This is a genomic window from Hylemonella sp. GW821-FHT10B10 (assembly GCF_059415585.1).
Genome location: NZ_JBWKNN010000001.1, coordinates 64,476 through 79,160 on the forward strand (window position 1 = coordinate 64,476; position 14,685 = coordinate 79,160).

At 66.0% G+C, this 14,685-nt stretch carries 13 protein-coding genes; 12 read left to right on the forward strand and 1 reads right to left on the reverse strand.

The features are described 5' to 3' along the window. The first annotated feature begins 1 nt into the window (after position 1). Genes AC07NT_RS00315 through AC07NT_RS00340 form a run of 6 tightly spaced genes read left to right on the forward strand, consistent with a single transcriptional unit; the run spans position 2 to position 4,252 of the window. Entirely contained in the window at positions 2 to 676 is a 675-nt protein-coding gene (locus tag AC07NT_RS00315; RefSeq protein WP_498598419.1) for an SDR family oxidoreductase, read from the forward strand. A 46-nt stretch (positions 677 to 722) separates the two neighbouring features. After that, the gene (locus AC07NT_RS00320) at positions 723 to 1,850 is read left to right on the forward strand and encodes an acyl-CoA dehydrogenase family protein (protein WP_498598418.1); all 1,128 of its coding nucleotides are present in this window, start codon (positions 723 to 725) and stop codon (positions 1,848 to 1,850) included. Between the two features lie 32 nt (positions 1,851 to 1,882). After that, complete coding sequence (locus AC07NT_RS00325) at positions 1,883 to 2,770, forward strand: amidohydrolase family protein (protein ID WP_498598417.1); 888 nt, start codon at positions 1,883 to 1,885, stop codon at positions 2,768 to 2,770. A 16-nt stretch (positions 2,771 to 2,786) separates the two neighbouring features. Further along, positions 2,787 to 3,203: a rhodanese-like domain-containing protein gene (locus AC07NT_RS00330; RefSeq protein WP_498598416.1), complete on the forward strand. Its 417-nt coding sequence runs from the start codon at positions 2,787 to 2,789 to the stop codon at positions 3,201 to 3,203. Positions 3,204 to 3,206: 3 nt separating this feature from the next. Continuing rightward, on the forward strand, positions 3,207 to 3,605 hold the full coding sequence (locus AC07NT_RS00335) for a YchJ family protein (protein ID WP_498598415.1): 399 nt from the start codon (positions 3,207 to 3,209) through the stop codon (positions 3,603 to 3,605). Next, positions 3,602 to 4,252, forward strand: a complete 651-nt coding sequence (locus tag AC07NT_RS00340; protein WP_498598414.1) for an HAD family hydrolase — start codon at positions 3,602 to 3,604, stop codon at positions 4,250 to 4,252. Before AC07NT_RS00335 ends, AC07NT_RS00340 begins: the two co-directional genes overlap by 4 nt. Here AC07NT_RS00340 and AC07NT_RS00345 read toward each other — a convergent pair. Further along, positions 4,249 to 6,414, reverse strand: a complete 2,166-nt coding sequence (locus AC07NT_RS00345; RefSeq protein WP_498598413.1) for a putative bifunctional diguanylate cyclase/phosphodiesterase — start codon at positions 6,412 to 6,414, stop codon at positions 4,249 to 4,251. The genes AC07NT_RS00340 and AC07NT_RS00345 overlap by 4 nt on opposite strands. 174 nt (positions 6,415 to 6,588) lie before the next feature. Here AC07NT_RS00345 and AC07NT_RS00350 point away from each other — a divergent pair, with 174 nt between their 5' ends. Genes AC07NT_RS00350 through AC07NT_RS00375 form a run of 6 tightly spaced genes read left to right on the forward strand, consistent with a single transcriptional unit; the run spans position 6,589 to position 14,669 of the window. Next, entirely contained in the window at positions 6,589 to 8,196 is a 1,608-nt protein-coding gene (locus tag AC07NT_RS00350; RefSeq protein WP_498598412.1) for a carboxyl transferase domain-containing protein, read from the forward strand. A 9-nt stretch (positions 8,197 to 8,205) separates the two neighbouring features. Next, complete coding sequence (locus AC07NT_RS00355) at positions 8,206 to 9,369, forward strand: dienelactone hydrolase family protein (protein WP_498598411.1); 1,164 nt, start codon at positions 8,206 to 8,208, stop codon at positions 9,367 to 9,369. A gap of 55 nt (positions 9,370 to 9,424) precedes the next feature. Continuing rightward, entirely contained in the window at positions 9,425 to 10,774 is a 1,350-nt protein-coding gene (gene bioA / locus AC07NT_RS00360) for an adenosylmethionine--8-amino-7-oxononanoate transaminase (protein WP_498598410.1), read from the forward strand. Next, the gene (gene bioF, locus AC07NT_RS00365; RefSeq protein ID WP_498598409.1) at positions 10,771 to 11,982 is read left to right on the forward strand and encodes an 8-amino-7-oxononanoate synthase; all 1,212 of its coding nucleotides are present in this window, start codon (positions 10,771 to 10,773) and stop codon (positions 11,980 to 11,982) included. Before bioA ends, bioF begins: the two co-directional genes overlap by 4 nt. Before the next feature lie 4 nt (positions 11,983 to 11,986). Further along, complete coding sequence (bioD, locus tag AC07NT_RS00370; protein WP_498598408.1) at positions 11,987 to 12,673, forward strand: dethiobiotin synthase; 687 nt, start codon at positions 11,987 to 11,989, stop codon at positions 12,671 to 12,673. Continuing rightward, complete coding sequence (locus AC07NT_RS00375) at positions 12,666 to 14,669, forward strand: acetyl/propionyl/methylcrotonyl-CoA carboxylase subunit alpha (protein WP_498598407.1); 2,004 nt, start codon at positions 12,666 to 12,668, stop codon at positions 14,667 to 14,669. The genes bioD and AC07NT_RS00375 overlap by 8 nt, the downstream gene beginning before the upstream one ends. Positions 14,670 to 14,685 lie beyond the last annotated feature (16 nt).

A 14,685-nucleotide genomic window follows, 5' to 3' on the forward strand; every position in this document is an offset into this window, starting at 1 on the left:
CATGCCCACGGTTCTGATCATTGGCGCTTCCCGTGGCATCGGCCTGGAGTTCGTGCGCCAGTACGCTGCCGATGGCGCGCGTGTGATCGCCACGGCACGCGACGAGGCGGGGTTGGCACGCCTGCGCGCGCTGGGCGCGACAGCGCACAAGGTCGATGTGGCCGACCCTGCCAGCATCAGCGGCCTGGCCTGGCTGCTCGACGGTGAGGAGATCGACACCGCGGTCTATGTGGCCGGTGTCTGGTCGACGGAGGGCGCCGGCACTCCGCCGACCCAACCCGATTTCGACCGCGTGATGCACACCAATGTGCTGGGCGCCATGCAGGCCATCCCGCAAGTGGCGCCGCTGGTGGCGGCTTCGCGCCACGGTGGCAGATTCGCCTTCATCACCAGCGGCATGGGGCAGATCGGCACGGTCGAGTCCAGCTACGGCTGGACCTACCGCGTCAGCAAGGCCGCGCTCAATATGGCGGTGGTCGCGGCCCAGCACGACTACCCGAAGGTCATCATGGTGGCCCTGTGCCCGGGCTGGGTCCAGACCGACATGGGCGGCGCGGGGGCACCGCTGACCGTGCAGCAGAGTGTGGCGGCCATGCGCAAGACCCTGTCCGGCTTGCGCCAGGAACACCAGGGGGCCTACTTGCACCACGACGGCCGCCGCTACGACGGCTTCTGAGCGGCATAATTGACGTTTACGTCAACGTCAATTGAAAGCGGGCTCCATGCTGCTGACCTCCGACCAGGAAATGATCCGCGACGCTGTGCGCGGCTTCGCGCGCGCCGAGCTCTGGCCCCACGCCGCGCGCTGGGACCAGGAACGCCAATTCCCGCGTGAGGTGCACCGCGGCCTGGCCGCGCTGGGCGCTTACGGCGTCTGCGTGCCCGAGGAGCTGGGCGGCGCGGGGCTGGACTACCTGAGCCTGTCACTGGTGCTCGAAGAGATCGCCGCGGGGGATGGCGGCACCAGCACGGCCATCAGCGTGACCAACTGCCCGGTCAACGCCATCCTGATGAAACATGGCAACGCGCAGCAGAAGGCCAAGTGGCTGACACCGCTGGCGCGCGGCGAGATGCTGGGCGCCTTCTGCCTGACCGAACCGCACGTGGGCTCGGACGCTTCAGGTTTGCGTACCACCGCCGTACGTGATGGCGAGGGTTATGTGCTCAACGGGGTCAAGCAGTTCATCACCAGCGGCAAGAACGGGCAGGTGGCCATCGTCATCGCGGTGACCGACAGGGGGGCCGGCAAGAAGGGCATGAGCGCCTTTCTTGTGCCCACTGACGCGCCGGGTTATGTGGTGGCCCGCCTGGAAGAGAAGCTCGGGCAGCACAGCAGCGACACCGCGCAGATCAACTTCGAGAATTGCCGCATACCGGCCGAGAACCTGATCGGGGCCGAGGGTGAAGGCTACAAGATTGCCTTGGGTGGCCTGGAGGGGGGGCGCATTGGCATCGCTTCACAAAGCATAGGCATGGCACGCAGCGCGCTGGAGGTGGCCATTCAATACGCCAGGGAGCGCGAGAGTTTCGGCCAGCCCATCTTCAATCACCAGGCCGTGGGTTTCCGCCTGGCCGAGTGCGCGACGAAAGTCGAGGCGGCACGCCAGCTGACCTGGCACGCCGCCGCCCTGCGCGATGCCGGGCGCCCCTGCCTCAAGGAAGCGGCCATGGCCAAGCTTTTTGCGAGCGAGATGGCCGAGCAAGTCTGCAGCGCCGCCATCCAGACGCTCGGGGGATATGGCTACGTGAATGATTTCCCCGTCGAACGCATCTACCGCGACGTGCGTGTCTGCCAGATCTACGAAGGCACCAGCGACGTGCAGAAAATACTGATACAGCGCGCGCTTTGAGCCTCATACTGCCTGACAGTACAAGGAGACTCATGCCCATCATCGACGCCCACCACCACATCTGGCGCCAGCAGGACCTGCCCTGGCTGCAGGGCCCCATGGTGCCGCGCATCTTCGGGCCCTACGAAGCGATCCGCCGCGACTATCCGGTCGAGGAGTTCCTGGCCGACCAGGCGGGTTCGGGCATCACGCAGTCTGTCTACGTGCAGACCAACTGGCCCCCAGCGCAGTTCGAGCAGGAAGCCGCCTGGGTACAGGCCGAAGCGCAGCGCACGGGCTGGCCGCAGGCCATGGTGGCCTATGCCGACATGATGGCCCCCGACGTGCGGCCGCTGCTGGATCGCCTGAAAAAATATGCGCTGGTACGCGGTGTGCGCATGCAGCTGCACTGGCACGAGAACCCGTTGTACCGATTTGCCCCCGGGCCCGAGCAGGTGCGCAGCCCCGTGCTGAGCCGCAATATCGGACACCTGGCCGACTACGGCTACAGCTTCGACCTGCAGGTCTTTTCCGGCCAGATGGCCGATGCGGCCCAGCTGGCAGCGGCCAACCCCACGGTGAGCTTCATCCTGGTCCACGCCGGCATGTTGGCCGATACTTCGCATGTGGGCCTGCGGGCCTGGCGCGAAGGCATGGGCAAGCTGGCCGCGCAGCGCAATGTGCATGCCAAGCTCTCGGGCCTGGGCACCTTCCTGCAACGCAATGACCCGGCCCACATCGCCACGGTGGTGGCGCAGACCGTACGTTTCTTCGGCGCGCAGCGTTGCATGTACGGCTCCAACTTTCCCATCGAGAAGCTCTGGACCGACCACGCCAGCCTGATTGCGGCGCATCGCGCCGCTGTGAAGGACCTGTCACCGGCCGAGCAGGCCGATATATTTGGTGGCACTGCCGCACGGGTGTACCGCCTGGCAGATTGACTGAAGGAGTAGCGCCATGCCCATCACCAAAGGATTTCGTGCCCTCGTCGACGAGGCCATGGCCCAGGTCAAGACCCTCAGCGTGCCCGAGGTGCTGGCCATGCTGGACGACCCCAAGGTGCAGATCGTCGACATCCGCGATGTGCGTGAGCTGAAGGAGGGGACGGTCACTGGCAGCACCCATGCGCCGCGCTGCATGCTGGAGTTCTGGGTAGACCCCGAGTCGCCGTACCACAAGCCCATGTGGGCGGACGAAAGCAAGCACTTCATCCTGTTCTGCGGCGCCGGCTGGCGCAGCGCGTTGGCGGCCAAGACCCTGCAGGACATGGGCATGACGAATGTCTCGCACATCGACGGCGGCTATGCCGAGTGGGTGAAGCTGGGTGGCCCCACCGAGACTCTGGAAGAGCGCAAGGCGAAGAAGGGCGGCTGAGGCGTGCGTGACTGTCCCTGCGGCCGGCGCGATGCGACCGGCCATGACCTGGCGTATGCCGCCTGCTGCGGCCCTTATGTCGAGGCCTTCGATGCCACCCCTGCGCCGGACGCCGAAGCCTTGATGCGTTCGCGTTACAGCGCTTTTGTACTGGAGCGCGCCGACTATTTGCGCGCCACCTGGCACGAGAGCAAGCGGCCTTCGAAGATCGGCTTCGACCCAGGCGTCAAGTGGCTGGGGCTGGAGGTGCGGGATTTCCAGGTGCTCGACGCAGCGCACGCCGAGGTGGAGTTCGTCGCACGCCAGCGAGACAAGTCCGGCCGCGCCGTGCGCCTGCACGAACGCAGCCGTTTCGTAAAGGAAACGGGGCGCTGGTATTACGTGGAGGGGGACTGGAAGTGAAATTTGAAGCCGTGCTGTTCGACTGCGATGGCGTGCTGGTCGACTCCGAGCCCATCGTCAACGGTGTGCTGCGCGACATGCTGGCCGAACGCGGCTGGGTGTTGAGTGCCGAGGAGTGCATGCGCATCTTCATCGGCAAGATGGTGCGCGATGAGAAGGCTCGGATTGAGCAGCATACTGGCCAGCCGCTGACGGAAGCCTGGTTGGCGGATTTCCGTGAGCGGCGCAACGCCGCGCTGGAGAGTGAGTTGCGCATCGTAGCCAATGCGCAGGCTGCGGTGCATGAGGTCCACGAGCGGCTGGACGCGCGTATCGCCTGCGCCTCGGGGGCCGACCGCCACAAGGTCGAACTGCAACTGCGCAAGGTGGGCCTGCACGGCTATTTCGAGGGCCGCATTTTCAGCGGCCATGAGATGCCGCGCTCCAAGCCCCACCCGGATGTCTACCTGGCCGCTGCGGCCGCGCTGCTGGCGCCGCCGCAACGCTGTGCCGTGGTGGAAGACACGCTGATTGGCACCGCTGCCGGTCTGGCTGCCGGCGCCACGGTGTTCGCCTATGTGCCCCAAGGGGATGCCGAGCCTTTCCTGCGAGCCGGGGTGGCTGCGGTGTTCAGCGACATGGCACAGCTGCCCGCGCTCTTGTCCTAGGCCATCGGCGCGAAACCCGAGCTGGCCCGCGCTGAGGCGGGGATGACGCCGCCAGCGTCCAGCAGTCGCGTCATGGCCGCCTGGGGCAGGGGGCGCGAGAGCAGGTAGCCCTGGAATTCGTGGCAGCCCTGGTAACGCAGGAAATCGAACTGTGCCTGGTTTTCCACGCCCTCGGCCACCACGGTCTTGCGCAAGCTCTGGCCCAGCGAGATCACGGCACGCGCGATCATGGCGACCTCTTCCTCGTGCTCGATACCGGTGACCAGGGAGCGGTCGATCTTGATGATGTCCAGCGGGAAGCGACGCAGATAGCTGAGGGCCGAGTAGCCAGTGCCAAAGTCGTCCATGGCCAGTTGTACGCCCAGGTCCTTGAAATGGCCCAGGGTGGCAACGATGTGGTCGCTGTCCCCCATGAAGACGGTTTCGGTGATCTCCAGTTCCACCAGGGCAGGTGCCAGCTGGGCTTCCTGCAGCAGGCCGGCGACATGGGCGACGATGTCTCCGCTCAGAAACAACCGGGGTGAGAGATTCACAGCCACGTGCAGGGGAGCGGGCAGACGCTGGTTCCAGCTGCGCGCGGCGGCGAAGGCGCGACGCAGGATGGCGGTGGTCAGTGGCACGATGAGACCGGTCTCCTCGGCGATGGGGATGAACCGGTCCGGGCTGATGGGGCCATATTCGGGGTGGGTCCAGCGGGCCAGAGCTTCCACGCCGACGATACGACGGCGATGGTCCACCTTGGGCTGGTAGTGCACGTCGAACTCATCGCGCTCGATGGCCTGGCGCAGTGCCGCCTCCAGGTTCAGCCGCTCGTCCGCGACGCGGTTGAGTTCGCTGGTGAAGAACTGGAAGTTGTTGCGTCCGCGGTTCTTGGCGGCGTACATGGCCGTGTCGGCGTGCTTGAGCAGGCTGGCCGGGTCTTCGCCGTCGCCCGGGTACATGGCCACGCCCAGGCTGGCCCCCACGTGGAACTCACGCCCCGAGAGCATGACCGGACGGCCGATCTCGGCCAGCACGCGGCGCAGCTGCGAGATCACGGTGCTGGCGCGGAAATGGTCACCCAGCAGCAGCACGAATTCGTCACCGCCCAGACGTGCCACCGTGTCGGAGGTGCGCACGCAGTGGCGCAGGCGGTTGGCGACTTCCTTGAGCAGCTCGTCACCCGCACCGTGGCCCAGGCTGTCGTTGATGAACTTGAAGTTGTCCAGGTCGATGAAGACCACCGTGAGGTAATACCCCAGGCGTGACGCGCGCGCGATGCCCTGCTCCACACGGTCGCCCAGCAGGATGCGGTTGGGCAGGCCGGTGAGCATGTCGTGGTTGGCCTGGCGCTCCAGTTCCTCCTGGTAGCGCTTGCGCTCGGAGATGTCCTGCACCGTGCCTTCGTAGTAGAGGATCTCGCCCTCCGTGTCACGCACGGCGTGGGCGTTTTCGGAGATCCAGATACGGGTGCCGTCCTGGCAGTAGACCTCGGACTCGAAGTTGAGCACCTCGCCTTGCTGGGCCATGAGCTGGTGGAAGCGTTCGCGCTGGCTGGTTCGCACATACAGTTGGCGGCCGATGTCGTCCAGGCCGGTCATCAGGGCTGCGGGGCTGGCGTAGCCGTAGAGGCGGGCCAGGGCCGGGTTGGCGGCCAGGTAGCGACCATCGATCGAGGTCTGGAAGATGCCTTCGGAGGCGTGTTCGAAGATGTTGCGGTAGCGCAGCTCGGCTTCCTTCTGCGCCTGCACCATTTCGCGCTGGGCCGTCATGTCCTCGATGAAGCCTTCGATCACCAGCTCACCCTGCTCGTCGGGCACGGCGATGCCGCGTTCATGCACCCATTTGATCGACCCGGCCTGGGTGGTGATGCGGTATTCCAGCGTGAAGCGCTGCCCGCTGCGCACGGCGGCGTCGATCTGCGAACGCACGCGGGTGCGGTCCAGCGGGTGGGTGATCTCCTCCCAGCTGATGACCGCGTCCTGCACCAGTTCGGTCGGGGCGTAGCCCGTCAGGCTCAGGCAGCCCTGGCTGACGAAGATCATGCGCCAGCTGGCGTCGTGCAGGCAGCGGTAGGCCATGCCGTCCAGGTTGTTGACCAGGGTGTCGAGCACGCGGGCGCGGTCCAGCTCGCCGGTACTGAGCAGGCTGGTGCGACGGATGCGGGCAGGGTGGACGGTCATGGGGCTGATTTCGACGCGGACCTGTTATGGTTAGCAAGCGCCGTGCCGGATTGGTGCACCGCTGTGGTGCAATTCGCTGGCAAGGCGCGGAAGCGCGCCCCAAATCTGCCACAATTGACGTTTACGTAAACGTCAATCAGACGGGCGCTCCCGTCGCCGTCAGAAAGCACGCCCATGCCCCTTCTGGAAACCCAGCTCAACGCCCGCTCGGCCGACTTCCAGGCCAACGCCGCCGCCATGCGCGCTGTGGTGGTGGATCTCCAAACCCAGGTCGACAAAGTGGCCCAAGGTGGCGGTGAAGCGGCCCGGGCCAAGCACACGGCTCGCGGCAAGCTGCTGCCGCGCGAACGCGTGCAGCGCCTGCTCGACCCCGGCACGCCTTTTCTTGAGCTGTCACCGCTGGCGGCCTACAACATGTACAGCGGAGACGCGCCCTGCGCCGGACTGATCGCCGGCATCGGCCGCGTGAGCGGCGTGGACTGCATGATCGTCTGCAACGACGCCACCGTGAAGGGCGGCACTTATTACCCCATGACGGTGAAGAAGCATCTGCGCGCGCAGGAGATCGCGCAGCAGAACCGTCTGCCCTGCATCTACCTGGTGGACTCGGGTGGCGCCAACCTGCCGAACCAGGACGAGGTCTTCCCCGACCGCGATCACTTCGGCCGCATCTTCTACAACCAGTCCCAGATGAGTGCGCAGGGCATCGCGCAGATCGCCGTGGTCATGGGTTCCTGCACGGCGGGCGGCGCCTATGTGCCTGCCATGAGCGACGAGGCCATCATTGTCAAGAACCAGGGCACCATCTTCCTGGGCGGCCCGCCGCTGGTGAAGGCCGCAACGGGCGAGGTGGTGACGGCCGAGGACCTGGGTGGAGGCGACGTGCACACGCGCCTGTCTGGTGTGGCTGACCACCTGGCGCAGAACGATCTGCACGCCCTGGCGCTGGCGCGTGCCTCGGTGAAGAACCTGAACCTGCGCAAGGAAGCGCAGACCACGCTCACCGAGCCCCAGCCGCCGCGCTACCCTGCCGAAGAACTTTATGGTGTGATCCCGACCGACACACGCAAGCCCTTCGATGTGCGCGAGATCATCGCCCGCATTGTCGATGGCTCCGAGTTCGACGAGTTCAAGGCACGCTACGGCACCACGCTGGTGACGGGCTTTGCGCGCATCGAGGGCATGCCCGTGGGCATCATCGCCAACAACGGCATCCTGTTCAGCGAATCCGCGCTCAAGGGCGCGCACTTCATCGAGCTCTGCTGCCAGCGCAAGATCCCGCTGGTCTTCCTGCAGAACATCACCGGCTTCATGGTGGGCCGCAAGTACGAGAACGAGGGCATCGCGCGCAACGGCGCCAAGATGGTGACGGCGGTTTCTACCGCCAACGTGCCCAAGTTCACCGTCATCATCGGCGGCTCATTTGGCGCCGGCAACTACGGCATGTGCGGCCGCGCTTTCGGCCCGCGTTTTCTCTGGATGTGGCCCAACGCGCGCATCTCCGTGATGGGCGGCGAACAGGCCGCCAGTGTGCTGGCCACCGTCAAGCGCGACGGCATCGAGGGCAAGGGCGGTTCGTGGAGCGCGCAGGAGGAAGAGGCCTTCAAGGCGCCGATCCGCCAGCAGTACGAAGAGCAAGGGCATCCTTATTACGCCACCGCCCGCCTGTGGGACGACGGGGTGATCGACCCGGCCGACACGCGGCGGGTGCTGGCGCTGGGGCTGTCGGCGTCGCTGAATGTGCCGATTCCAGATGCAAAGTTTGGCGTGTTCCGCATGTGAGGCTCTGCGATGAAGACGCACAGCAACCTTGGCTTCATTGCACGGCTTGGGCAGGCAGGACTGCTGGCCGGGCTGTTGCTGGCGTCGGTTGCCGTGCCCGGCCAGACCTTGGCCGAGACGATGCGGGAACAGGTGCTCATGGTGAAAAAAGGCGAGGGGTTTACCTCCGTCGAGCTGGAAACCACCCTCTATCGGCCGCCCGGGCCTGGGCCTTTCCCGGTGATCATCATCAACCACGGCAAAGCACCCGGCAATCCCGCCTTCCAGGAGCGGGCTAGGTACGAGGTGGCGGCCCGGGAGTTTCTGCAAAGGAACTACATGGTGGTCGTTCCCATGCGCCAGGGCTTCTCCAAGTCGTCGGGTTCGTACATAGGTGGCGGGTGCAACGTCGAAAGCAACGGGCGTGTCCAGGCGGAAGATGTGTCGGCGACCCTGAGCTTCCTGAAAACCTTGCCTGAGGCAGATCTGACGCGCATCGTGATCGTCGGGCAGTCACATGGTGGCTTGACGACGATGGCATTTGGCACCGTCAACCACCCGGGCGTGCGGGGCCTGATCAACTTCGCCGGGGGGCTGCGCCAGGACAACTGCACGGCCTGGGAGTTCACGTTGATACGTGCATTCGGCGCCTATGCCCGCGAGACCCGCCTGCCCTCGCTCTGGTTCTATGGCGACAACGACTCCTACTGGCAGCCCTGGCTGTATCGCGAGATGCATCAGAGCTATGTGAATGCTGGCGGCCAGGCCCGGCTGGTGGCTTACGGCAACTTCGGCAGCGACGCGCACGGGCTTTTCAGTTCGCGCAGCGGCACGCCGATCTGGTTGCCGCAGGTCGAGAAGTTCCTGGCTGAACTGGATTTGCCTCACCAGGTCGTCCACAAGATTCCGGTCGCCGTCCATGAATTGCCGGTACCGGCCTCTACGGGTTTTGCGGCAGGAAATGACGAAAAGGCCCTGCCCCATGTCAAGCAGGGGGGGCGCGATGGTTACCTGAAGTACATGAGCAGCGATGCACCCAAGGCCTTTGCCATCTCCCAGACGGGGGCCTGGGCTTTCAGCACTGCGCGGCCCGATGCGATGAAGCGTGCGCTGGACCGTTGCAACCAGACCGCGAAGGATGGCAAGTGTCGCCTGTACGCGGTGGATGACGAGGTCGTATGGGTCAAGGAGTGAGAGGGTGCTCATCCCGGCCACAATGCAGGCCCACAGAACGAATCCTGGAGTTGAATTGAAGTTGAACGAGTCATCCGCCGGGGCCAACGATTGGGTCGCGCGCAGCCTGCGCAGCGTCTGGCACCCCTGCACGCAGATGCAGCACCACGAGACGGTGCCGCTGATCCCGGTCAGCCACGGGCGCGGGCCCTGGCTGGTCGATGTGCAGGGTCGTGAATACCTGGACGCCATCAGTTCCTGGTGGGTCAACCTCTTCGGCCACGCCAACCCGCGCATCAATGCCGCGCTGAAAGACCAGCTCGACAAGCTGGAGCACGCCATGCTGGCGGGGTTCACGCACCAGCCGGTGGTAGACCTGTCCGAGCGCCTGGGGGTGTTGACCGGTGGCGTGCTGGGGCATTGTTTCTACGCATCGGACGGCGCTTCGGCGGTGGAGATCGCGCTCAAGATGAGCTTCCACTACTGGCGTAACAGCGGCCAGACGCAGAAGCAGGAGTTCGTCTGTCTGTCCGGCAGTTACCACGGGGAGACCATCGGCGCACTGGCCGTGACCGACGTGGCGCTGTTTCGTGACGCGTATGGTCCGTTGCTGCAGCGCGCCCATGTGGTGGCGTCGCCCGACGCGCGTTTGGCGCAGGCTGGCGAGAGCGCGGCAGACGTGGCGCGCCGCGCCGCCCATGCCCTGGACGTGCTGCTGCAGGAGCGCAGCGACAAGGTGGCCGCCGTCATCGTCGAGCCCCTGGTGCAGTGCGCCACCGGCATGGCCATGCACGACCCGGAGTACCTGCGGCAGGTGCGTGCCCTCTGCGACCGTCATCAGGTGCACCTGATCGCAGACGAGATTGCCGTGGGCTGTGGCCGCACGGGCAGCTTCTTTGCCTGCGAACAGGCCGGTATCTGGCCGGACTTCGTCTGCCTGTCCAAGGGCATCAGCGGGGGCTACCTGCCGCTCTCGCTGGTGATGACACGTGACAGCATCTACCAGGCCTTCTACGACGCTGACGTCACGCGGGGCTTCCTGCACTCGCATTCCTATACGGGCAACCCCCTGGCCTGCCGCGCGGCGCTGGCCACGCTGGACATCTTCGCGCAGGATGATGTGCTGACGATGAACCGCGCGAAAGCGCAGAAGCTCAGTGCCGCACTGGCGCCGCTGGCCGCCGATGCGCGCGTGCGCCATTTCCGTCAGCGCGGCATGATCTGGGCCTTTGATGCCGTGGTCGACGACCCGGCACAAGCGGCTACGTTTTCACGCCGCTTCTTCAGTGCAGCGCTGCAACGCGGCCTGCTTTTGCGTCCCATCGGCCGCACGGTCTATTTGATGCCGCCCTACATCCTGAGCGATGACGAGATCAACCAGCTGGCGCAGCGTACGCGTGCCACCTTTGACGAGGTGATGGCATGACCTTCACGCTCATCGATAGCTTGCGGGAGCAGATCGAGCAACTCGACGCGCAGGGGCTGCGTCGTCGCCGCCGCACCGCCGAAACCGCCTGCGCACCTGCAGTCCTGGTGGATGGTCGGCGTGTACTGAGCTTCAACAGCAATGACTACCTGGGTCTGGCGGCCGATGCGCGTATCGCTGCGGCGTTGCAGGAAGGCGTGCGCCTTTACGGCACCGGCAGTGGCGCCTCACACCTCGTCAGCGGGCACTCAAAGGCCCATGAAGAACTCGAAGAGCGTCTGGCCGCGTTCGAGGCACCGCACCTGGAGCGGGCCCGCGCGCTCTATTTCAGCACCGGTTACATGGCCAACCTGGCCGTGCTCACCGCGCTGGCCGCCGCCACACCGGGCGAGGCCGAGATCTTTTCCGATGCGCTGAACCACGCTTCCATCATCGACGGCACACGTCTGGCGCGTGCCAAGGTCACGGTCTACGCGCACAACGACCCGGCCGCGCTGGACGCGGCGCTGACCGCCAGCGCGGCAAAGACCAAAATCGTCGTCACCGACAGCGTCTTCAGCATGGATGGCGACATCGCACCCCTGGCGCAGATCCTGGCCCTGTGCGAGCGCCGCGGTGCCTGGCTGGTGGTCGATGATGCCCATGGTTTCGGCGTGCTGGGCGAGAACGGCCGCGGTGCGCTGGAGCATTTCAATCTGCGCTCGCCGCAGCTGGTCTATATGGGCACGCTGGGCAAGGCCGCGGGTGTCAGCGGTGCTTTTGTGGCCGCGCACGAAACCGTGATCGACTGGCTGGTGCAGCGCGCCCGACCGTATATCTACACGACCGCGGCCGCGCCGGCGCTGGCCCACGCCCTGCTGACCAGCATCGCCCTGATCGACAGCCGGGAAGGACAGCAGCGTCGTACGCAGCTCGACCTGCTGCGCCATCAGCTCAGGTCCATGCCGGTGCGACAGGGCTGGTCACACCTCGCCTCCGATACGCCGATCCAGCCGCTGGTGATTGGCGGCAATGCCGAGGTGCTGGCTGCCGCGCAAGCCCTGATGGACCAGGGGCTCTGGGTCTCGGCCATCCGTGCGCCCACTGTGCCGGTGGGCACGGCACGCCTGCGCATCACCCTGTCCGCCGCCCATACCCACGACGACGTGGCTTGCCTGCTCGATGCGCTGCAGACCCTTGCCCAGACCTCTGAGGCGAACGCCGCCTGACACCATGCCCGCTTTTTCCTGTTTCGTCACTGGGACCGACACCGAGATCGGCAAGACCCTCATCAGCAGTGCCCTGTTGTTTGCCCTGGGCCAGTCAGGGGTGCGCGCTGCCGGCATGAAGCCCATCGCCGCGGGCGCCGAATGGCGAGACGGTGTCTGGCACAACGAGGACGTGGACCAGCTCTATGACGCGGCGCCGCTGAAGCTGCCCCGCGAGCTGACCACGCCCTACCTGCTGCGCACGCCGGCCGCCCCCCATATCGCGGCGGCACTGGAATGCGTGCTGATCGAGCCGCGTCACATCATGGCAAGTTACAGAAAAGTCCGCGCACAGGCCGAAGCCGTGGTGGTGGAGGGCGTGGGCGGCTGGCGCGTGCCGCTGACCCATGGCTATGACACGTCGGACCTGGCCCGCCAGCTGGGCCTGCCCGTCATCCTGGTCGTGGGCCTGCGCCTGGGTTGCATCAACCATGCCTTGCTGACCGCCGAGGCCATCGCATCGCGTGGGCTCAAGCTGGCCGGCTGGGTGGCCAATACGGTGGACCCGGCCATGGGCCATGCAGGCGGCAATATCGACGCCATCGCGGCGCGCCTGGACGCACCACTGCTGGGCCATGTGCCGCGACTCGAACATCCCACCGCGGCTGCGGCCTCGGCTTACCTGGACATCGGAAAGGTGAAGCATGTTTAAGAAAATCCTGATTGCCAACAGAGGCGAGATCGCTTGCCGGGTTGCGGCCACGGCCAGACGTCTGGGCATCCAGACCGTGGCCGTCTATTCCGATGCCGATACGAACGCCAAGCACGTGGCTGTTTGTGACGAGGCCGTGCATATCGGTGGCAGCGCACCGGCCGAGAGTTATCTGCGCTGGGAACGCATCATCGAGGCGGCCCAGGCCACGGGCGCGCAGGCCATCCATCCGGGCTACGGTTTCCTCAGCGAGAACGAGGCCTTTGCCCAGGCCTGCGCCCAGGCGGGCCTGGTGTTCATCGGGCCGCCGGCTGCGGCCATCCAGGCCATGGGCCTGAAGGCCGAGTCCAAACGCCTGATGGACAAGGCCGGCGTGCCCCTGGTGCCGGGTTACCACGGTGCCGACCAGGACACGAAGCTGCTGCAGCGCGAGGCCGACCGCATCGGCTACCCCGTGCTGATCAAGGCCAGCGCGGGCGGCGGCGGCAAGGGCATGCGTGTGGTGGAGAAGAGTGCAGACTTCGCGGCCGCGCTGGCCTCGTGCCAGCGCGAAGCCATCAACAGTTTTGGTGACGCGGCCGTGCTGATCGAGAAATACGTGCAGCGCCCGCGCCATATCGAGATCCAGGTCTTCGGCGATACGCAAGGCAACTGTGTCTACCTCTTCGAGCGCGACTGTTCGGTGCAGCGTCGCCACCAGAAGGTGCTGGAAGAAGCCCCGGCCCCCGGCATGACGCCCGAGCTGCGCGCCCAGATGGGACAGGCCGCCGTGGCAGCGGCACGCGCCGTCAACTATGTGGGTGCCGGCACGGTGGAGTTCATCGTAGAGCAGCGCGAGGGGAAGATGAATTTCTTCTTCATGGAGATGAACACGCGCCTGCAGGTGGAGCACCCGGTGACCGAGGCCATCACCGGCCTGGACCTGGTGGAGTGGCAGTTGCGTGTGGCCGCCGGCCAGCCCCTGCCCCTGAAACAGGATCAATTGCAGATCCAGGGCCACGCAATCGAGGCGCGCATCTGCGCCGAGAACCCCGACAAGCAATTCCTGCCGGCCACCGGTACCTTGCAGGTCTATGCACTGCCCGAGTGCTCTACCTTCGAGCGTGGCCTTGTGCGCGTCGACTCCGGCGTGCGCGAGGGGGACGCCATCTCTCCTTTTTATGACTCCATGGTCGCCAAGCTCATCGTGCACGGCGACACGCGTGAACAGGCGCTGTCCCGGCTGGACGCCGCGCTGGCTGCCACGCGCATTGTGGGGTTGCAGACCAATGTGCAGTTCCTGCGCCATGTGGTGGGCAGCCGCTCCTTTGCCCAGGCCGACCTGGATACCGCGCTCATCGTGCGCGAGGCCGCCGTGCTGTTCGAGCAGGAAAAGGTGGGACTGCCCTTGGCCGCGGCTGCCGTGGTGGCGGACACGTTGCTGCAGGAACAATCCGCAAGCCAGGCGGGTGGCTGGGTCGACCCCTGGGCGCAGCGCGATGGCTGGCGCTCGCATGGCCTGACGCAGCGCTATTTCGACTTCGAGTTCCATGGCGAACAGCACACGGCCGTGCTGACCTATCTGCACGACGGCGCCCTGCAGCTGAGGGTGGAGGAGGCGGGGGCCACGCTCCAGTTCAGCCGCAGTGCCGACGGCATCGTCCTGCATTACGCCGGCCTGCGGGTCGCGGCGCAGGTGCTGCGCAGCGGCGAGGTGGCGTATGTCTTTACCCCGCAGGGCGCCACACAGATCACGGTGCTCGACGCGCTGGCCCATGCCGGCGAGGTCCAGGCCGAGGGCGGGCGCCTGACCGCGCCCATGCCGGGCAAGGTCGTGTCCTTCGCGGTCAAGGCGGGTGACACCGTGAGCAAGGGCCAGGTGCTGGCGGTGATGGAGGCCATGAAGATGGAGCACACCATTGCGGCGCCGGCCGAGGGCGTGGTGGCCGAGTTGCTCTATGCGCCGGGGGACCAGGTGGCCGAGGGCGCCGAGTTGCTGAAGCTGTCTGCGGCGTGACCCTGTCCAGGTATTT